The organism is Pilosibacter fragilis (assembly GCF_032490495.1).
Taxonomy (GTDB): Bacteria; Bacillota; Clostridia; order Lachnospirales; family Lachnospiraceae; genus Pilosibacter; species Pilosibacter fragilis.
Genome location: NZ_JAVYJB010000001.1, coordinates 1 through 18,499 on the forward strand (window position 1 = coordinate 1; position 18,499 = coordinate 18,499).

Below are 18,499 nucleotides of genomic sequence, written 5' to 3' on the forward strand. Positions count from 1 at the left end.
ACGTCCAAATTTGCAGACTGCAAGCGGAAAACTATCAATAATGCAATAAGAACTGACCGGAACCGGAAAAACAGAGAGCATCTTTTGTCTTAATAATTCGGTTGTCTGCATCAGAGCACGCCTCGTTCTGTTAAAACGACTTCTGCTGCAAAGCTTCGGAAAAAGATGTCTGTAATTCTTTTTCACGAAAGAAAACCAGGCATTTTCAGAATCAACGCCAAGCAACTCACCACAAAGACTAATGGTAATGATTTCCGAATCAGATAGTTTTGCATCTAAAACATGCCGTCGCTTGGCAACCTCAGGAAGTGCAAACTGATGATACAATTCGTCAATAATAACGTAAGTGGTTAAAATAAAGTCTTCAAAAGTTGCAATAACAGTGGTATTATTATTTTGGAACTTCAACATAATGATGCCTCCTTTCGTTGTATTGCCTACAAATAGGATAGCACATTTTGTTGAAGTTTCTTTATATTATTTTATCTAGCACAACAGGTTAAATTAAATTTTTACTTAGATAGTTTACATAATATAATTATGTCAATCAAAAGTAAAAAATTTTGTACTTTATAGTTAGCGGTTAATAAATGGCTTAGATACAAGGATTATAGCATAAAGTACAAAAATGTGAACCTCACATGACTAAAGTCACATGCTTCTCAGCCGTTTTAAACGGCAAGACCGGATACCGGCGGATACGCCTGAAACTTAGAACTGCGCAGATATGCGCATCCTCCATGCCGGGTACGGCTGGGTTCCACATAACAGGTAGTCCTCCGGATATCTGCCTGCATTTATGCAGCTTTCGAACATCCATACTCATTCTGAAGGATGAGCAGATCAGCATAAACGCATGAGGTTCTGCGCTTCACCGCAGGTACTTTTGCCTCCAGTGAAGACCTTTCCGTTTCCGGTAAGGTTTTTATGATTTCCCGAATCCAGTATCTCGCTCCGATATTGTAGGATGCTGACAGATCACAGTTATACTGTTTTCCAGATTGGAAAACACACAGGCTGTGGTTCTTCGGATCTCGGCTGACCGGTCCGCTTCCATCATACGCCAGACGGCTGGTATTCCATGCGCAGACACGGGACACACGGATCCCATACCGGTGTGCTTTGTGTTCACACATAGTCTGGATCTCCCGTTTCTTCCAAAGGTGCAGTTTCTGTCGTTTCTTTCCTGAAATCTTTCCCTTCATTTCCAGGTACTCAAACACGATCACATCCGCATGATTCTCATGAGCATATTCTGTGATCGAACGGGCAGTCTTTCTGGCAAGTTCCGTATTCAGACGTTTCGCATACGCCCATCGGCTTCCGATCTGCTTGGAACCGTGTTCCTTCTGGAATCTCCGGATCCTTCCGAGTACATGGGACAGCCGGTCTTTTTCACTGGGGAAATTGATAAATTTCCGGTCCAGGACAGTTCCGTCTGACCGCATGATACTACAGACTGCATCCGTATTGATTCCAAGATCCACACTGCAGATAAGCTGATCCTTTACAGGTGTTTTTGATAATGTAACTTCTTCCGTATAAGAAAAGCGGAGAAAATATTTCTGATGTCGTTTTTCCAAAACCGGAGCAGAAGACTTTTTTCCGGACCAGTGCCTGCGCAGGTACTCCATATCCGTATGAAGCAGACCTGCGCGGAACCATTTCCAGTCATGACCATCATAAAGCTTCAGGCAGGCCGCGTTTTCACTCTCTTCTCCTGGTTTGTACATGACATTCCGATAAAATACCGGCATCGCATGGTTTTCATATACAAGCTTCGGTTTTCCGGAAATCGCTCCATTTTTCCACTGTTCCAATCTTGTATGGTACGAGGAAACACTCCCGAGCGCATGCTGGATCGCCGCTCTTCTCAGATATGACGGCATTTTCGGAAAACGGGCATCGAAGTCAAATCTTGCATGATTCTTCTTTGTTTCATGTACCAGATGTTCCGCCTCGTTAAATCTCCGTTTTATCTGATCGATCATGGATAACTCTGTCCATACGGTCTCATATATCTCCGTCAGACAGCGGACCGCCTCCCGGTAAAGCGCCAGCGTATGGCGGATCGGGATATTCTTGTTTTTAATTTCCGCGCCATAGCTGGATACGACCTGCATAGGTTTCCTCTACTTTCTGTTCTCTTTTTCTTTCTGTCCTTCGATATAAGCCATGATCTGTTCCCGACTTCGGTCACTGACGGTCACAGCGCAGTAAGATGGGTTCCAGAGATGTCCGCCCCACAGCTCCCTTTTCAGTTCCGGATGTGCAAGAAACAACTGTCTCGCAAGATTTCCTTTCATGATCTTGATCATATCCGAAATAAAGAACTGCGGTTTACAATCCAGCAACAGGTGGATATGGTCCGGCATTACTTCCATCGCAAGGATCCGAAATTGATATTCTTGTGCGATTTCCTGCAACATTTCTTTGCACTCCTGATCTACACCATTGGTCAGAACTTTCTTTCGGTATTTCGTGCATCAGACCAGATGATATTGAAGCGAGTACACATATCCTCTACCATACGAAAGAGAATTTTCTTTAATAGTAAATATATATTTTTCCATATGAATATTATACCATATGTTACTAAGCATGTAAACATATGTTCGATATTATTGTAAATAAATAGCGCACCTAACTCATCACTGAAGTAACGAGAATGCGGTGCGTGTTTTTCAACCTGTCAAGCGTATGGTTATCGAGGACTTTATCCTGAAGCATCGCATATTGAGTTATTTTCCCGTTCATGTATCGTTTTCCAAAGCGGTGTATAGTCAACCATGATCCGTCCTCCTACGGACAATCATAGCGAATGTTTTCACAAATCCATATTGTGTATACAAAAACAGAGGGGAACATATTTACAAAGAAAATTGCCAGACAGTCTATGTTGTCCGTTATCATTTCAATGAAGATGCAAAGGAAACAATGCAGGAGAAGATTAAACGGATGCCGGTTACAGAAGCAAGCCGAATGGCAGTGTACTAAAATTTGGTGGATGTAATTGAAGAAAAAATATGATATCATGTGAGTAACAAGTCGGAATTTGGAGGTAAAAAGCATGATGAAGCTCGATAATTTTATTAATATGATGACGGGACACTTTAATAACAAAGAGCAGTTTGATAATATGCAGAGAGAAGGGAAAACATATCCTTATGCAGAACACATTAATACAATCTGTAATGAGAAAATTTTGAATCTTCCTAAAGATTTTAATGGTAAATTTGTTGTTGAAGAAAGCTACTATGAGACAAATGGTAAACGCCATGCTTCCCCACATCTTTTCCTTATTACAGAGAAAGAAGATGGAATTGTGTTGTATTCTTATGAAATACCAGAAGGAGAAGATAAAAGTACGTTTTCATATGATTCTATGAAAAATGCTGACTACACTGAATTGAAAAAATCTGAAAAATTCACTCCGGCGCTCTATCATGAAAAAGATGGAATCTGGGAAGGAGGCAGTACAAGCCAGTTTTCACCGGTAATGACATTTAAGCTTTGGGAAAAGTTTTCTGATAGTTGTCTGGAGGTATCTGAAAGCATGGAAGTTAATGGAAAGAAAACTTTTGGATATGATGAACCAATTATCTATAAGCGAGTATAATCCAAGAATGAAATGTTGCGATAAATTTCAAATTTATGGAGGCATATATTATGAGAGTAATCATTTCAATCATTCTAATGGTAATTGCAGCGTTGGTCGGTTTTTTCTTTGGTGCTGGAATGAACGAAGCAATGGGTGGAGCAATACTACTTTCAATGATTACAGGTTTTGCTTGCACTATTAATGCTATTGAAAAGAACAAGAAGGACTGACAACTCCCTGTTTTGAGAATTGAGAAAATCGATACTTGTAGATGGAGGTAATCAAAATGAAAGAATATCAATATTTGATTGGAAAAATTATTGTCGCAGTGGCAATTATAGTTGCCGCAATCATTATAGCGCAGGCTATTGGTGGAGCTGGAGAAAGTATCCGTAGTAGCTTGTTGCAATTAAGGGATGCTCTTCGATAACTTCCAGTTTGCCGAGGCCAAAAGGTTAAAACAGAATATCGCGGAGGCAATGGCATGAATAAACTATACGATTTATTAAAATATATTATCTATGCAAGTTTCTACATGATTGTGATTAAAACGGGTATGGATTTCTATGGGTATAAGCGCTTTCCGAAACTATACGAATCGTATTCTGCACCGTGGTATACAGAAGCATTACTGTATATCGCTGCCTCGCTTTTCGTGATTGTCGTATGTTTTGTGCTCAGAGTAATCATTGGACGAAAGATGAAGAAGAGGTGAGCTATATGTTTATGCTGTTTGGGTTTATGTTTCCGATTATCTTCGTAATGGTTTTTGGCATGATCATCTTCCAGTTTGTGACAGGAATCGGAACATGGCATAAAAACAATCAGTCACCGCGTTTGTCAGTGAGTGCAGCCATCGTCGCAAAGCGTGAAAATATCACACATCATAGCCATGCAAATGCGGGTGACCTGTCTGGAACGCATGGCTACCATTCGACTTCAAGTACCAGCTACTATGTCACGTTTCAGGTAGAGAGCGGTGACCGGATGGAATTGCCGGTTTCTGGCAGAGAATATGGAATGCTGGCGGAAGGCGACATTGGGAAACTTACGTTTCAGGGAACGAGATATCTGTCATTTGAGCGCGTGTGATTCTGGAGGTGATAGTGTGAAAGAAATATGTCAATCTTCGCGCAGCCTTACAACGTTCCGCGCCGACCGTCTGCGTTCTTCTTCCTGAGCCGCATAATGTTTTCTTGTCGTATTGACATCATTATGGCCTAAGACGGAGGCAACGAGGTAGATATCGCCGGTTTCCCGGTAAAGGCTTGTACCGTAGGTGCTGCGGAGCTTATGCGGGGTGATCTTTTTCAGCGGTGTGACAAGTTTTGCGTATTTTTTTACGAGATTTTCCACGCTGCGCACATTGATCCGTTTCCGCTGCATGGAGAGAAAGAGGGCATCCTCATTTCCTGGAACGGCATCGATCATTTCCCGCTCATCAAGGTAGTCTTCCAGCACATCGCGAACTTCATCGCTGAAGTAGATCACGGATTCCTTTCCGCCTTTCCGGTAAACTCTGGCACCGCAGGTATCAAGGTCGATGTCGTTGATATTTAATCCAACGCATTCAGAAACACGGATACCGGTTCCGAGGAGGAGTGACATCATGGCAAGGTCTCGAACTTTTGTTCGCTCATGGTAAAGTTTCTGTTTCTCGGTCAGTTTATCACCTTCCTCAACTTCATCGAGGAGCTTTGCCACCTCATCGATCTCCAGACGGATAATTTCCTTTTCGTGGAGCTTCGGCATGCGCACGAGGGCGGCGGGGTTCTTCTCGATCCGCTCATTTCGGAAGAAATAGCTGTAGAAGCTGCGGAGAGAAGAGACCTTCCGCATGAGTCCACGTTCTGTATTTATAACATCTTCATTTGTATCACTCGGATGACATTTCAGATAATCAATATATTCCTCCAGATCTGTCACCGTCAGCTTTTCAAGATCAGACGGTGTGAGAGTATGGGACGGATTGCCGAAGGTGCCGGGATTGGCGGTCTTTAAGAACTGAAAAAATATTTTCAGATCATATGCGTAGGCAATCCTGGTTCTTGTGGACGTGCTTGTCTCGATTCCGCGGAAAAAATCGGAACAGAAAGAAGGGAGTTCCTTCTGCAGTTCCCGAAGTTTCTTGATATTTTCAATATCTTTCTGTTCATGGTAGGAGAGTGTGGCCATCAGAATTCCTCCTTTTTATTCTTGCTTTCACGGTCATTTTCATGGCAATTATGTGATTCGGAAAGTTGTTCTTCCGCACCGGTCTGATCTTTCTGCATTTTCACAGATGTCTCTGATCGACAGGTTTTATCAGCCACCTCCTCAGATGTTCCAGCCATTCCGATATTCCCAGAATTCCACCCTTCAATATTTCCGGAAATTACCGCATGAAACAGCCGTTCCTTAATTCCAGGATTTTCTTTATTTAACTGACTGGTTAAATTCTTAACATACTCGCGTTTCGTATGTCCATCCGCAGGGCATGGATTTTTGCACACCGGAAGATTATATTTATTCTTAAATCCGATCACATCCGCCTCAGAGACATACATGAGAGGGCGGATCACCGTAAGTTCTGTGCGGTCCAAAAATGTCTTTGGTGGGAACGTATAAAAACGTCCTTCGAACATCAAAGACAACAGCATCGTCTCAATAATATCATCCTTATGATGCGCGTAAGCGATCTTATTGCATCCGGCGGCCTTTGCCTCAAGGTTTAAGGCTCCTTTGCGCATTTTCGCACACAGCGCGCAGGGATTTGACTCTTTACGGGTCTCAAAAACGATTTTCCCGATCTCGGTGGGGATTATTGTGAGAGGAACCTGAAAGCCGTCGCAAAAAGCCTTTATGCCGCTGAAATCCTGAATTCCGAATCCGAGATCGACTGTGAATGCATGAAGCGTAAAATGTTTCGGGTAAAAGCGCTGCAGTTCATGGAGCGCATAGAGAAGAGCCAGACTGTCCTTACCGCCGGAAACACCGACAGCAATATGGTCCTGATCATCGATGAGAGTATAATCATCAACAGCCTGACGAACCAGGCTTAAAAGTCTTTGTAATTTCATTAGAAAACCTCATTTCATGGAAAACATGGTAAATCACCGGAATTTCGCCATAACTATTCGATAAACTATTCTTTCACGAATAGTTGGAAATCTATCCATATCATACTCTATTCCATCCCCAATGTCAATATTCCGGCTTTCAAAACAAAAAATGCCATAATATATCTATCATTCATTTATTCAGCACACTAAATCTAAATAAAGCAAGCACCTTCTCTCCAGCCGCATTCCAGTCTTTCTAGACCCCTAATGTGCTGTAAAGAAGGTGCTGCACATGATCCGCACAAAAATGTTCATCACAATCATAAAATCAATTTCATACAGATCAAATTATTTAAAATTACTTTTTCGTCCCCAGAACCAGACAAATCGGTTAATTCCCAGAACTACATTCCATTAATCTAGCAGATTTCTATAATACGGCCAGTTCGCGTTCATCACGCCAATTGTGACATTGTTCGCGGACCCCGTCTCATGGACACACTGGATCTGTCCGTTTGAGGTAAATCCGAGGAACATGATAACATGCGGCGTGGATCCCGTGATTACCACGATATCGCCCGGCTTCAAATCCTGACGTTTTACCTGCCGTCCAAGAGTCCTTAAGCCCTCTGTGCCCTCATACGGCAGATGTGTTCCTGTGACGGACCAGTATACCCAGTTGACCCATCCGGAGCAGTCGAGTCCCTTTAAGATACGTCCCTTGTGGTCCGGGATCGTGACGGAACCGAAATTGTTGCCAGTATAATTCTGGGCGCTGGCCTTTCCACCCCAGTAATACGGAACTTTTCCGACAGACTGAAGGGCGTACCGGATAATATTCTTTCTCGTCTCTGAAGTATCTTTTGGAAGTCTGCTCATGTAGGAGTCAATCTCCGTCGTTGAGAGCGGCGCTCTCGTGCCCTCCACGACTACGTTGAGCCCATATGTCTCTGTCCAGTCCTGGCGGTTGATATGGCTTACAAAGGACATCATTCTGCGGTTCCAGCCTTCCCAGCCGGTTCCGTCCGCGGATACGGACTCCGTCTCTCCCACAGTGTTTCCTGTGTCATCGACACTGTAAAGATTTGAATTTTCGTTGAGTGTGCGGATGGTCGCTGAGATCTTCAGATCGATATGTCCGGGACAGATCAGTGCATGGGATGCAGCCGCCGTATGGACGCTATATCCGTTGGCAGCGCTCTCTTCCACTTCGGCTGCCTGTTCCAGACCACCGGTTTCATTGCCTGCTTCACTTCCTGCCGCCGTTTCCGGCTCTAAAAGGAATGTCTCCGCATTCTGCTCTTCCGCTGCCGCCCTGACAGCATAACCGGAATATTCATGGTCCGCTTCTTCATTGCTGCCGACTCGGATGACCTTCACTGAAGTCTCTTCCGTTCCTTCCGTGGAAGGAGCAGTGGTTTCGCGAACCGTCTCCTCTTTCGTTGTCGGCGCTGCAGTCGTTGAAGCTTCCGCCTCCGGAGATTTCGTGGCTGCCTCGGTCTTATCCTCCACGCGGATGATCGTCGCTTTCTTTGTGGTCTCCTGGATCACGCTCTCAGCCGTCTCAGCCAGGGAATCCAGGGCGCTTGTAGTGGACTCTTTCGTCGCGGCACCTTCTGTATGGTTTGCAGCCGACGGAGGAACTGTCGTTGTTTCAGCCACCATGGACGTATGTGCGGAGGAATCCTGGGCGGAACCTGATGCGGAGGAACCATCACTGTGGTTCTCGCCGTTTACAGAAACCGTATCTCCGGCCTGGTCGATGACCTCATCGCCTGCGTCTGTTCGGATCTCCGTGTCAATATTTCGTCCGGATACAAAGGTATCCTCACCTTCCAGCTCGGAATCTCCCTCTTCCGCAGACGTGTTCGGATCCACGCAGCCGTCGCAGTAATAGACATTTCCAAGGGATGCCTGGTAGGAATGGGACTTCGTCCAGAGGTCATTCACATAGGTGCGGATCGTGTCAAGATCCGTGATCCCGTTATAAAACGCATAAACACTTGCCATGGAAAGAATATCCTGGGCATTTGACACTGCGGACGTGACCTCGCCGTCGCCGTTGTAAAACGTAACCTTGACATTCTTAAAATGCTCCACATACCAGGAAGCCGGATTGTTCTTATCCTGAGTCTTCGAGGTCGGGTTATACTGTCCGAGAACAGAGGACGCCTTGCGGCCAAAGGACGGGGCAAGCTTTGCCGGAGCTTTGTTTGCCATGTCATAGATCGCGGCAAACCACTTGGAGTCCTTCTGGATCAATTCCTTCATCAGGATCTCCGCATAGCTGGTCTCCGATCCCTCCTCGTACATGTTCGAAAAGTTTAATTTATATGGAGCCGGTGCATCCGGATCGATCTCCGCTGTAGTCTCATCCGTCGTATTTTCTGTAGGATCCTCGAGAATATCGACGGTCTCCGGCTCATAGATCCGCTCCGTGCTGGTCTCCGCCGGGGCGATCACCGGAATATAGGGAAGCATGGCGGAAAACGCGATACAGGTGCATAAAACCATCGCTAAAAGCGGTCTCGCATTCTGCCTGCCTGTCACCCAGTGCATGCAGTCCGCGGCGATCTTCTCCACCTGCTCGCGGATCTTTTCTTTATCAAAAGGTAATTTATGAAAATCTAAATGGTCGTTCAACTTCATTTTCGAGCGTACATCTCCTGCATTATGTAAATATAACGGAGTTAGTATAACATATAGGGGAAGGAAAATTTGTTAAGATTTCTTTAATTTTCCCCATGGAAACAGGCGCGGATTGACTTTCCATCCATTTAATACTATAATCGTAACAAGTTGGCTCGTGCAGTCGCCAGGGGGGATACAGGAATGTCCCGTAAGCTTGCTTACAGGAAGGTTTCTGCGTCCCTTCTGAACATTAGGAAGGTCCCGCAGGGGACCTCAAGATAGCATGATACCGCGTGAAACATAGTCTAATATTACATAACGAAAAACTGGAGATGAAAATATATGTGTGGAATTATCGGATACTGCGGTCCTTTAGATGCGCAGACAGTACTGCTCAACGGTCTCACCCAGCTTGAGTACCGCGGCTACGACAGCGCGGGAATCGCTTTATTTGACGAGAACTCAAAAATCCACTTTATCAAAAAAGTCGGAAAAGTTGCTGCCCTGCGCAAAGTATGCGAGGAAGATCCCATCGTTTCCCATTGCGGAATCGGCCACACCCGTTGGGCGACCCACGGCGGCGTGACAAGTGAGAATGCCCATCCGCATGTGGCAGGAAAAGTGACGATGATCCATAACGGCATCATCGAGAACTACCATGCCCTGACAGCAAAATACCACCTGGAGGGAAAGCTCCATTCCCAGACAGACACGGAAGTTGCCGCTGCGACCTTAAACGAGATCTACAACGGTGACCCGTTCTCCTCCATCCATGAGTTCTTAAGACAGCTGGAAGGTTCCTACGCCTTCTGTATCATGTTTGAGGACCGGCCGGGTGAAATTTATGCAGTGAGAAACGTAAGCCCGCTTGTAGCCGCTTACACAGCTTCCGGAGCCATGATCGCCTCTGACCTGACGGCTCTTCTTCCGTACTCAAAAAAATACTTTGTTGTCCCGGAAGGAAAGCTCGTACAGCTCACTGCCTACCACGCGAGCCTCTACGAGCTTGACGGTACAAAGGTGGAGCCGGAGATCCTCGAGGCATCCTGGAACACGGACGCAGCCATGAAGAACGGCTTCCCGCATTTCATGATGAAGGAGATCCACGAGCAGCCGGAAGTATTAAAAAAGACGATCCTTCCGCGCCTCACAAAAGGTCTCCCGGACCTCTCCGATGAGAAGATCCCGGATGAGCTCTTAAAGCGGATCACAAATATCCGTGTCATCGCCTGTGGAACTGCCATGCATGCGGGAATGGTGGCGAGAGCCCTCATTGAGCCACGCCTCAGAATTCCGGTGACCGTGTCCATCGCCTCTGAGTTCCGCTACGAGGAGCCGCTGATCGATGACTCGACCCTCACCATCGTGATCTCCCAGTCCGGCGAGACCATCGATACCCTGGCGGCACTCCGCCTCGCAAGGGAATGCGGTTCCACTGTAATTTCAGTTGTAAACGTAAAGGGATCCACGATCGCCCGCGAGAGCGACTACGTGATCTATACCCATGGAGGCCCTGAAATCGCCGTGGCGAGCACAAAAGCCTACACGGTACAGATCGCTGCCCTCTATCTTCTCTTCTGCCGTATGGCACTTGTACGCGGCGTATACACGGAGGAACATGCAGAGCAGTTCATGAGTGATCTCTTAAACTGCGCTTCCGCCATGGAGACCATGATCCGCGATGAGAATACAATCAATGAGATCGTCACCCACATCGTGAATTACCCGGATGTGTTCTTTATCGGCCGCGGCATGGACTACGCGTTCTCCTTGGAAGGCGCGTTAAAGTTAAAGGAGATCTCCTACATCCACGCGGAGGCTTACGCAGCAGGTGAATTAAAGCACGGAACCATCGCCCTGATCACAGACCATGTCCCGGTGATCGCCATCGCGACCCAGAAACACATCTTCGCGAAGACCATCTCCAACATCCGTGAGGTAAAAGCGAGAGGCGCCTATGTGGTACTCCTTGTGACGGAAGATACCGCTGTCGACGAGGGAATCGCCGATGTGATCATCCGGATCCCGAAGGAAGATGATAAATTCACCGTATTCCCGATCGCCGTTGTCCTCCAGCTCATCGCCTACTACGCTTCCGTCCAGAAAGGCCTCGATGTGGATCAGCCGAGAAATCTTGCGAAATCTGTGACGGTGGAATAAAAAAAGCTATCATATTCAACATTATTAGGCCAGTGCCTCAAAGCGCTGGCCCTTTTTACATACGTTGGTATAATTTCAGACAATAAAACAGGGTAGAAAACAGCTTTGATTCTGCTTCCTGCCCCGTCTTCATATCACTTATTTCTTATAACCTTTCTTGATCTCCACAAAATCCTGGATCATCTTCACAACTCCGTCATAACCGATCTTGCTGCTGTTCATGCAGAGATCGTAGCTCTTGGAATCGCCCCAGCGCTTACTGGAATAATAGTTATAGTAACTGGCACGTTTTTTATCGGTCTTGATCATGACATCCTTCGCCTGGGACTCAGAAATCTTATGGCGTTCCATCAAAGTCCTGATCTTCACGTCCTCGTTGGCTGTAATAAATACGGATACCACGTTCGGATAATCAGCCAGCGCGTAGTCAGCACAGCGTCCGATAATTACGCAGGATTCCTTGTCCGCAAGGTTTTTGATCGTATCAAACTGCGCAAGGAAGATCTTGTGGTTGATCGGCATATCCATATATGCAGAGTTCGTATATCCAAGGGAATATGTATCCATTACCAGGGAATATAAGAAACTGCTCGTCGGCTTCTCGTCGTGGGTCTCAAACAGCTCTTTACAGAGACCGCTCTCTTTTGCGGCCAGATTCAGGAGCTCTTTGTCATAACATTTTACACCGAGTTTTTCTGCTAATGCCTGCCCGATATGTCTTCCTCCGCTTCCGCATTCTCTTCCGATCGTAATAATAAGGTTATCACTCATATGCCACAGCTCCTTTCTGTCATCAAGCCTTCTGATAGCTATATTATACAAAAATTGCAGTCAATATGCAAGAGTTATCCCGTAAATTTTCTGAATTTTTGTATCAGTATATGCATAAAGCAGAATAAGTAAGAATGTGCCAAGTCACATTCTCGCGCCGAGCGCGGTCGCTTGCGACAATCCACATCCTCGTGCGAGTGCGCATCATTGGCACGTTTCGAGGATTTTTTTATTACACAAAAAAGCCGGGAAAAATTATCCCGGCAATTTTCTCAAAAGCTCCTCAAAATATTCCGGCAACGGTGCCGAAAACTCCATATACTCCCCCGTCCGCGGATGCACGAACCCTAAAATCCCTGCGTGCAGCGTCTGCCCCTGAAGCTTATACGGGCATTTCGCCGGACCATAAACGGCATCACCCAAGAGCGGATGTCCAATGCTTGCCATATGGACGCGGATCTGGTGCGTTCTACCCGTTTCCAGGCGGCACTCGATATGGGTGAAATCCTTAAACCGTGTGAGCACCTTGTAATGGGTCACTGCGGATTTTCCGTTGTTATAATTGACTGCCATCTTCTTCCGGTCCTTTGGGCTTCTCCCGATAGGTTCGTCGATCACTCCCTCATCGTCCTTCAGGGCTCCGTGAACGATCGCCTGATAACGGCGGGTGATGGAATGCTCCTTGAGCTGTGCCGCTATGGAATTGTGGGCGAGATCATTCTTGCATGCAATGATGACGCCAGTGGTGTCCATATCGATCCTGTGGACGATTCCCGGGCGCAGAACTCCGTTGATCCCGGAGAGGTCTTCCTTACAGTGAAACATCAGCGCATTCACCAATGTCCCCGTATAATGTCCAGCAGCCGGATGAACCACCATCCCCTTCGGCTTATTTACAAGGATCACATCATGGTCCTCATATAAAATATCCAGTGGAATATCCTCCGGCACGATCTCCGGCTCCACAGCCTCCGGCACCTCGAAGGAGATCAGATCCTCCTCAGCCACCTTGTAGCTTGCCTTCACCGGGCGTCCATCTACCATAACTTCCCCTGATTTTAAAAGCTTCTGAAGGAAAGAGCGTGAAAGATTCTCATACTGTTCCGCAAGGAACTTATCGATACGGTCTCCCGCCGTCTCCTCCGTCACAAAATATTCTTCTCTCACTGGTTATTCTCCTTTTTTCGATGAAAGGAAGGAAAGCTCATCTTCCTTATAGAAAAAGCCGATGAGAAGGATCAGAAGTCCGGCCGCGCAGACTACATAACAGTCTGCCACATTAAAGATCGGGAAATCAATGAGGCTGAAGTAGAAGAAATCCACCACAAATCCTCTCACCGCACGGTCGATCAGGTTTCCGACCGCGCCGGAAAGAAGAAGGACCATGGAAATATAGAGCGGCAGATACCGGTTCCCGGAAGGAAGCTTTGCCACAAAAACAAGGACCGCGATCACAACAGCCGCAGCAACCAGGAAGAAAAACCACTGTTTTCCCTGAAGAATTCCAAAGGCAGCTCCCCTGTTTTCCGAGTACAGAAGCTCAAAGACTCCCTTGATCAGCACAAGCGGCCCATTGACCCGCAGCGTGTTGTAAGCCATACTCTTCGCCCACTGGTCCAGAGCGATGAGCAGGGCGGAACATACGGCAAGAATGCCGTAGCGTTTTCCGATGGTATTCATAAAAACTCCTATCTGAAAATAGTTGCCAGGGCGCGCTCCATCTCATCCTTCGTGACGGTGCGGTCGATATAGGCGTGACCCACACGGTCCAGAAGAATAAACTTGATAACGCCGGCTTCCATCTTCTTATCATTTTTTGTCGCAGCGATGACTTCCTCCGGATCAAGGCCGGAAACGGATATCGGGATAGCGAAGTACTCCATCAGTGCCTTGTACACGCTGATCTCATCCTGTTTTACAAGTCCGCGCTCTTTGCAGATATTCATGGCAGCCAGGGCACCGACAGCGACACAGTGGCCGTGAAGCATCGTAAAGTTCTTTAATTTCTCAATGGCATGGCCTAATGTGTGGCCAAAGTTTAAGGTCGCGCGCTCATTCTGTTCCGTCGGGTCGATCTCAACAACCTCACGCTTGATGAAATCACTGCCCTGGATCAGAAGCTTTAAGGTGTCCGCGTCTTTTGCGAGGATCTTCGCCCTGTTCGTCTGGATCCAGTCAAAATACTCCTTATCGCGGATCAGGCCGTGCTTGATGACCTCTCCCATACCGCCGGAGAACTGATCGTCCGGAAGTGTGCGAAGTACGGACACATTCGTGTATACAAGCTTCGGCATGTGGAAAGCGCCTACCATATTTTTGTAGGAATCAAAGTCTACACCGGTCTTTCCGCCTATTCCGGAGTCCACCTGGGACAACAGTGTTGTCGGGATCTGGACAAAATCCACGCCGCGGAGATAGGTTGCAGCCACAAATCCGCAGAGGTCTCCCGTGACACCGCCACCTAAAGCCACAAGAAGATCCTTTCTGTCATAATGGTTTAAGATCAGGTGCTCGTAAGCGCCCTGGACTGTCTTCAGGTTCTTATTCTCTTCTCCTGCCGGGAACACGTAGGATGTGACCTCACGGCAGCAACCGGAAAGGATCTTTGTCACTTCATCAAGATACAAGTCAGCCACGTTGGAATCCGCGATGATGCAGATCTTTTTCTTCTCAGTGCCCAGCGCGGAGATCTCCTTTGCAAGGGCGTCAAAAGAATCTTCCAGTACGATATCATAAATGGTCTTCCCGTCGAGATGGACAGGGATCCGGTTTACATGTTCTGTGATCATAAGGCTAACCTCCTATTTATAGCGGTACACCACGACAGATGTCCGCCCCTTTTTCGTAAGATTTCCTGGCTCGCCAAACCGGAATTTGCCGATGCCGCGGATCGATAAGATCTCTCCGCCCCGAAGATTCAGCGATACATTCGTGCAGACAGCCCCGTTGACAGAGACCTTCTCGTCTTCGATATATGATGCTGCCCTCGTCCTGGAAAGTCTTCCGCAAAGCGCGATAACAGAATCCAGGCGGACGGAACTCACTGTTCCTGAAATTTCCTCCATCTCTGGCTCCGGAAGCTCAGAAAAATCTGCCGTGATCTCCGTGACAACAGAGGTGTGCCGGATCATCGTGAGATTCTCCGCAAGATATCTGCTCATCTTTTCCATGACAAACGCCCAGGCATTTCCATCCTGCAGGACGATGTCCCCGATCATGGCCCTCTCGATTCCGAGATTCATGATCGCCCCGAGATAGTCTCTGTGGGTCAGCTTCTCCGCGAAGCGCCTGTTTGCGGGAACGATCTTTAAACACACGAAGGGCGGCGCGTAAAGTTCCTCCTCATAGGACGCCAGAAAGCACAAAACCTTTCTTTCAGACATCGGAAAGCCGCCGGAAAGTACGAACTTCACCGGCGGCAGTGTAGCCGACATATTCTGGAAGACAGTCTGTTCTGCGAGCGTCAGAAAATCTGTGTGAAGCGGGATATCGCGGGAGTAAGCGTTTTCTGCCAGTTCCTGGATCCGCTTCCTAAAAAGCTGTTCTTCCTTTTCCATATGGATCCTTAATTAAAGATGGATGTTGAGTCCGGATACGTCTAAGTTTCCTCCGGTAAGAAGATCCTGGAAGTCACCGGACAGCTCAACGGACTGCGGGGTTGCGATAAAAATGTAGTTGGAAATTTTCTGGAGATTTCCGTTCATGGAATATGTGGATCCGGATGTGAAATCGATGATCCGCTGTGCGGTCTCGGTGTGGATTCCCTCCATATTAAGTACAACTGCCTTTCCGGCAAGCAGGTAATCGCAGATCTCCTTTGCGTCATCTAAGGAGGTCGGTTTAATTAAGGAAACTTCCATTCCGCTTCCGCGGCGCATCGGAACAACCTTATTGCTGTTGGTGGTGCGGGGTAAAAATCTTGGCTTCTCCTCCTCATAATCATCTAAATCATCAGCTGTCTGCTTCTTGAAAAGGTTCTTTCTCGCCGGCTTTTCATCCTCATAATCGTCATCTAAGAAGTAATCGTCATCTTCATCGTCGTTCAGACGCATCGTATCCATAATCTTGCCTAAAAAGCTCATATCTAGTTCTCTCCAATCTATCTGGAACCAAAGATTCCGGTTCCTACTCTAATCATGGTTGCACCCTCCTCAACGGCTACCTCGAAGTCGCCGGTCATACCCATGGACAGCACACTCATAGTACCATTATCAATGTTTTTATTTTTGATGTCAACATATAATTGATATAATTCTTTAAAATATTTTCGATTTTCTTCTGCATTTTCGACATTTGGTGCAATGGTCATCATTCCCTTTACGCAGACATGGGGAAATGCCTGGATCTCCTTTAAATTCGGAATTACGTCCTCTAAGAACATGCCGAATTTGCTCTCCTCTCTCGCCACATTGACCTCAAGGAGCACATTGGCGATCATATCGCGCTTTGCGGCTTCCTTCTCGATCTTCTCTGCCAGGTGGACGCTGTCACAGGAGTGGATCAGGACCACTTTGTCGATGACTTGTCCGACCTTGTTTGTCTGGAGATGACCGATCATGTGGAATTTCGCGTCCTCCGGGATCTGTGGGCGCTTCTCCGTGATCTCCTGTACCTTATTCTCGCCGTAGTCGCGCTCTCCCGCCTCATAGGCCTCCATCAACATGGAGACCGGCTTCGTCTTGCTGACGGAGATCAGGGTGACCTCCTTCGGATCTCTTCCCGCGCGAAGGCAGGCTGCGTTCATGCGTTCTCTTACGTTCTTTATATTCTCTGCAACTGACATGATAAAAACCTCCTACTGATAGATGATCATTCCGTTTCCGGTCACGGCGTTGGCGTCCAGGACGATGTGGTCGTAGACGGACAGACCATAATCGGTGCCCTTTTTGATGGTGTAATACTCATCATTCGAAGAAAGGATCTCAATCCTTCTGAATACCGCGTATCCACGGTTGATATTGTAGACGCCCTGTACCGTCTGGGTCATTCCGATCTGGTAACGCTCTTCGGAATCGTCCTTTGTAAGGAAATCCCCGGCTTTCAGTTCACTGTTCTCCCCGGCATCCACGTAATAGTATTCATCATCCGCGTAGTAGATCGTGCACGGAGTGATGACGCCCACCGTCTTTCCATCCGCGTAGGTCTCCTTGCGGAAGCCGCTTTGGGAGACGGAGGAGGAATCGGAAGAATCCTTCTTTGCGCTCACGTAATAATCCTTCGGGATCACATAGAAAGTCACATCGGTGACGGAGCTTCTCGGGATCTTGAGTCCCCGGACTTCATCGGTCACGATCTCAAAATCCACATACCGGTCGGAAACAAACTGTTCCATATATTTAGAAAAATCGAGTTTTCCGTATGTCTTTCCATCTCCGCCTGTCACTGTGGAGAACGCGCCGGAGGTCTCAAGATCCCTGCCGTTAAACTTCACGGCGAGGGAAGTCTTTCCATTATAAGTGGTAAGCTCCTGCTCCGACATCGGGAACACGATGGACCAGTCCTCGGAGGTGATGATCTTGTAGGCCGGTGCCCCGGTCTCCACGAGCTGTCCTGAGCGCACGCTGGATTTCTTGTAGGAACTCTTGTCAAACATATCCGCTGTCACCTGGTTCGGTGTCAGTGTCTCCATGGAATCCACCGAGTAGGACACAATGCCGGACTGATCCGCCCGCACCTGGGTGAAATTTCCGCCCAGTTCAGAGACTGCGCTGTCGAGATTTTTTAAGGTATCAACGCTCACATACTCCAGGACTTCCGCATCCAGGGTGTTTTTCGTATCATAGACCTCCCGGAAATCTTCGTTCGTGAATGTCTGGCTAAAGCTGGACAGCTGCTTTTTTAAGGAAGCGAGGTTTTCCTTTGAGAGGGCTACAGACCCGTCCGTTTTTTCCGCGAGCAGGGCGGAAAGCGTTCCCGTCTCATCAATGGAATAGACTCTCGTACCGACAGCTGCCCTTTTCCCCTCTCTCAGATAAAAGTTGATATTTCCGGCACGGTCCGTGTATTTCGGCTCCTCTGTCCGGAAAATGATTCCGGTGTGCCTCGTATCGTTTACGATACTTCCCTCCACAACTTCATAAAACTCCACCTTGTCCCTGCGAAGGTAGGTATAGAGATAAAATGCCATATATAAGAAAATAAGGGCAAAAATGATCATGCCCACATTGATATTCAGGGGCCGGCGATAACGAACGACTTTCTTGTTCTTTTTCTTCGCCAATTGATAAACCTCCCAACGGTCATATTCCGTAATATGATACCATCATTCGGAAAAAAGTGCAAGCAGACAGACAAA

General features: G+C 47.2%; 19 protein-coding genes and 1 pseudogene. 6 read left to right on the plus strand and 14 right to left on the minus strand.

All coding sequences use genetic code 11. The features are described 5' to 3' along the window. The 3 genes and pseudogenes from ABCW45_RS00005 to tnpA form a co-directional block, all read right to left on the minus strand. Positions 1-411 (minus strand): transposase family protein (locus ABCW45_RS00005; protein WP_485020645.1); only part of this gene is annotated, 411 nt, incomplete at its 3' end. 386 nt (positions 412-797) lie between these two features. Continuing rightward, entirely contained in the window at positions 798-2,123 is a 1,326-nt protein-coding gene (locus ABCW45_RS00010) for an IS200/IS605 family accessory protein TnpB-related protein (protein ID WP_343219919.1), read from the minus strand. A gap of 9 nt (positions 2,124-2,132) precedes the next feature. Further along, positions 2,133-2,573 (minus strand): annotated as a pseudogene (gene tnpA, locus ABCW45_RS00015) (IS200/IS605 family transposase). Positions 2,574-2,868: 295 nt separating this feature from the next. Here tnpA and ABCW45_RS00020 point away from each other — a divergent pair. The 5 genes from ABCW45_RS00020 (at position 2,869) to ABCW45_RS00040 (ending at position 4,693) form a co-directional block, all read left to right on the plus strand. Further along, positions 2,869-2,997: a transposon-encoded TnpW family protein gene (locus tag ABCW45_RS00020; RefSeq protein WP_242990524.1), complete on the plus strand. Its 129-nt coding sequence runs from the start codon at positions 2,869-2,871 to the stop codon at positions 2,995-2,997. Between the two features lie 73 nt (positions 2,998-3,070). After that, positions 3,071-3,619, plus strand: a complete 549-nt coding sequence (locus ABCW45_RS00025) for a hypothetical protein (protein WP_015554548.1) — start codon at positions 3,071-3,073, stop codon at positions 3,617-3,619. Between the two features lie 50 nt (positions 3,620-3,669). Beyond that, entirely contained in the window at positions 3,670-3,831 is a 162-nt protein-coding gene (locus ABCW45_RS00030) for a hypothetical protein (RefSeq protein WP_015554547.1), read from the plus strand. A 56-nt stretch (positions 3,832-3,887) separates the two neighbouring features. Further along, a complete protein-coding gene (locus tag ABCW45_RS00035) occupies positions 3,888-4,031 on the plus strand; it encodes a hypothetical protein (RefSeq protein WP_015554546.1) in 144 nt (47 codons plus the stop codon). A gap of 290 nt (positions 4,032-4,321) precedes the next feature. Then, positions 4,322-4,693, plus strand: a complete 372-nt coding sequence (locus ABCW45_RS00040) for a DUF2500 domain-containing protein (RefSeq protein WP_343219920.1) — start codon at positions 4,322-4,324, stop codon at positions 4,691-4,693. A 30-nt stretch (positions 4,694-4,723) separates the two neighbouring features. On the opposite strand, the gene ABCW45_RS00045 is transcribed toward ABCW45_RS00040, so the two are convergent. The 3 genes from ABCW45_RS00045 to ABCW45_RS00055 all read right to left on the minus strand — a co-directional run bounded on the left by ABCW45_RS00045 (position 4,724) and on the right by ABCW45_RS00055 (position 9,291). After that, on the minus strand, positions 4,724-5,776 hold the full coding sequence (locus tag ABCW45_RS00045) for a tyrosine-type recombinase/integrase (RefSeq protein WP_343219921.1): 1,053 nt from the start codon (positions 5,774-5,776) through the stop codon (positions 4,724-4,726). Next, positions 5,776-6,660 (minus strand): tRNA lysidine(34) synthetase, encoded by an 885-nt coding sequence (locus ABCW45_RS00050; protein WP_425518579.1) that lies wholly within the window; start codon positions 6,658-6,660, stop codon positions 5,776-5,778. Before ABCW45_RS00050 ends, ABCW45_RS00045 begins: the two co-directional genes overlap by 1 nt. A 396-nt stretch (positions 6,661-7,056) precedes the next feature. Continuing rightward, the gene (locus ABCW45_RS00055; protein WP_343219922.1) at positions 7,057-9,291 is read right to left on the minus strand and encodes a C40 family peptidase; all 2,235 of its coding nucleotides are present in this window, start codon (positions 9,289-9,291) and stop codon (positions 7,057-7,059) included. A 324-nt stretch (positions 9,292-9,615) separates the two neighbouring features. Here ABCW45_RS00055 and glmS point away from each other — a divergent pair, with 324 nt between their 5' ends. Continuing rightward, complete coding sequence (glmS, locus tag ABCW45_RS00060; RefSeq protein WP_015554534.1) at positions 9,616-11,433, plus strand: glutamine--fructose-6-phosphate transaminase (isomerizing); 1,818 nt, start codon at positions 9,616-9,618, stop codon at positions 11,431-11,433. Positions 11,434-11,571: 138 nt separating this feature from the next. On the opposite strand, the gene ABCW45_RS00065 is transcribed toward glmS, so the two are convergent. From ABCW45_RS00065 to ABCW45_RS00100, 8 genes are all read right to left on the minus strand, one after another. Next, entirely contained in the window at positions 11,572-12,204 is a 633-nt protein-coding gene (locus tag ABCW45_RS00065) for a cytidylate kinase-like family protein (RefSeq protein ID WP_015554533.1), read from the minus strand. Positions 12,205-12,459: 255 nt separating this feature from the next. Next, a complete protein-coding gene (locus ABCW45_RS00070) occupies positions 12,460-13,371 on the minus strand; it encodes an RluA family pseudouridine synthase (protein WP_343219923.1) in 912 nt (303 codons plus the stop codon). Positions 13,372-13,374: 3 nt separating this feature from the next. Then, a complete protein-coding gene (gene lspA / locus ABCW45_RS00075) occupies positions 13,375-13,884 on the minus strand; it encodes a signal peptidase II (RefSeq protein ID WP_117567198.1) in 510 nt (169 codons plus the stop codon). 8 nt (positions 13,885-13,892) lie between these two features. Continuing rightward, a complete protein-coding gene (aroB, locus tag ABCW45_RS00080; protein WP_343219924.1) occupies positions 13,893-14,993 on the minus strand; it encodes a 3-dehydroquinate synthase in 1,101 nt (366 codons plus the stop codon). Between the two features lie 12 nt (positions 14,994-15,005). After that, complete coding sequence (locus tag ABCW45_RS00085) at positions 15,006-15,761, minus strand: YlmH family RNA-binding protein (RefSeq protein WP_117470267.1); 756 nt, start codon at positions 15,759-15,761, stop codon at positions 15,006-15,008. Between the two features lie 12 nt (positions 15,762-15,773). After that, the gene (locus ABCW45_RS00090; RefSeq protein WP_117470268.1) at positions 15,774-16,286 is read right to left on the minus strand and encodes a cell division protein SepF; all 513 of its coding nucleotides are present in this window, start codon (positions 16,284-16,286) and stop codon (positions 15,774-15,776) included. Positions 16,287-16,303: 17 nt separating this feature from the next. After that, positions 16,304-16,987, minus strand: coding sequence for a YggS family pyridoxal phosphate-dependent enzyme (locus ABCW45_RS00095; protein WP_015554528.1), 684 nt, complete (start codon positions 16,985-16,987; stop codon positions 16,304-16,306). A 12-nt stretch (positions 16,988-16,999) separates the two neighbouring features. Continuing rightward, complete coding sequence (locus tag ABCW45_RS00100; protein WP_117470269.1) at positions 17,000-18,424, minus strand: biotin/lipoyl attachment domain-containing protein; 1,425 nt, start codon at positions 18,422-18,424, stop codon at positions 17,000-17,002. Positions 18,425-18,499: the final 75 nt, after the last annotated feature.

What these genes read in the sequence shown, in the direction of transcription:
- ABCW45_RS00035 (WP_015554546.1), top strand. Translation starts at nt 3,888, where the DNA reads ATGAAAGAATATCAATATTTGATTGGAAAAATTATTGTCGCAGTGGCA.
- ABCW45_RS00050 (WP_425518579.1), bottom strand. Translation starts at nt 6,660, where the DNA reads ATGAAATTACAAAGACTTTTAAGCCTGGTTCGTCAGGCTGTTGATGAT.
- glmS (WP_015554534.1), top strand. Translation starts at nt 9,616, where the DNA reads ATGTGTGGAATTATCGGATACTGCGGTCCTTTAGATGCGCAGACAGTA.
- ABCW45_RS00030 (WP_015554547.1), top strand. Translation starts at nt 3,670, where the DNA reads ATGAGAGTAATCATTTCAATCATTCTAATGGTAATTGCAGCGTTGGTC.
- lspA (WP_117567198.1), bottom strand. Translation starts at nt 13,884, where the DNA reads ATGAATACCATCGGAAAACGCTACGGCATTCTTGCCGTATGTTCCGCC.
- aroB (WP_343219924.1), bottom strand. Translation starts at nt 14,993, where the DNA reads ATGATCACAGAACATGTAAACCGGATCCCTGTCCATCTCGACGGGAAG.
- ABCW45_RS00055 (WP_343219922.1), bottom strand. Translation starts at nt 9,291, where the DNA reads ATGAAGTTGAACGACCATTTAGATTTTCATAAATTACCTTTTGATAAA.
- ABCW45_RS00010 (WP_343219919.1), bottom strand. Translation starts at nt 2,123, where the DNA reads ATGCAGGTCGTATCCAGCTATGGCGCGGAAATTAAAAACAAGAATATC.
- ABCW45_RS00025 (WP_015554548.1), top strand. Translation starts at nt 3,071, where the DNA reads ATGATGAAGCTCGATAATTTTATTAATATGATGACGGGACACTTTAAT.
- ABCW45_RS00040 (WP_343219920.1), top strand. Translation starts at nt 4,322, where the DNA reads ATGTTTATGCTGTTTGGGTTTATGTTTCCGATTATCTTCGTAATGGTT.
- ABCW45_RS00085 (WP_117470267.1), bottom strand. Translation starts at nt 15,761, where the DNA reads ATGGAAAAGGAAGAACAGCTTTTTAGGAAGCGGATCCAGGAACTGGCA.
- ABCW45_RS00095 (WP_015554528.1), bottom strand. Translation starts at nt 16,987, where the DNA reads ATGTCAGTTGCAGAGAATATAAAGAACGTAAGAGAACGCATGAACGCA.
- ABCW45_RS00065 (WP_015554533.1), bottom strand. Translation starts at nt 12,204, where the DNA reads ATGAGTGATAACCTTATTATTACGATCGGAAGAGAATGCGGAAGCGGA.
- ABCW45_RS00090 (WP_117470268.1), bottom strand. Translation starts at nt 16,286, where the DNA reads ATGAGCTTTTTAGGCAAGATTATGGATACGATGCGTCTGAACGACGAT.
- ABCW45_RS00045 (WP_343219921.1), bottom strand. Translation starts at nt 5,776, where the DNA reads ATGGCCACACTCTCCTACCATGAACAGAAAGATATTGAAAATATCAAG.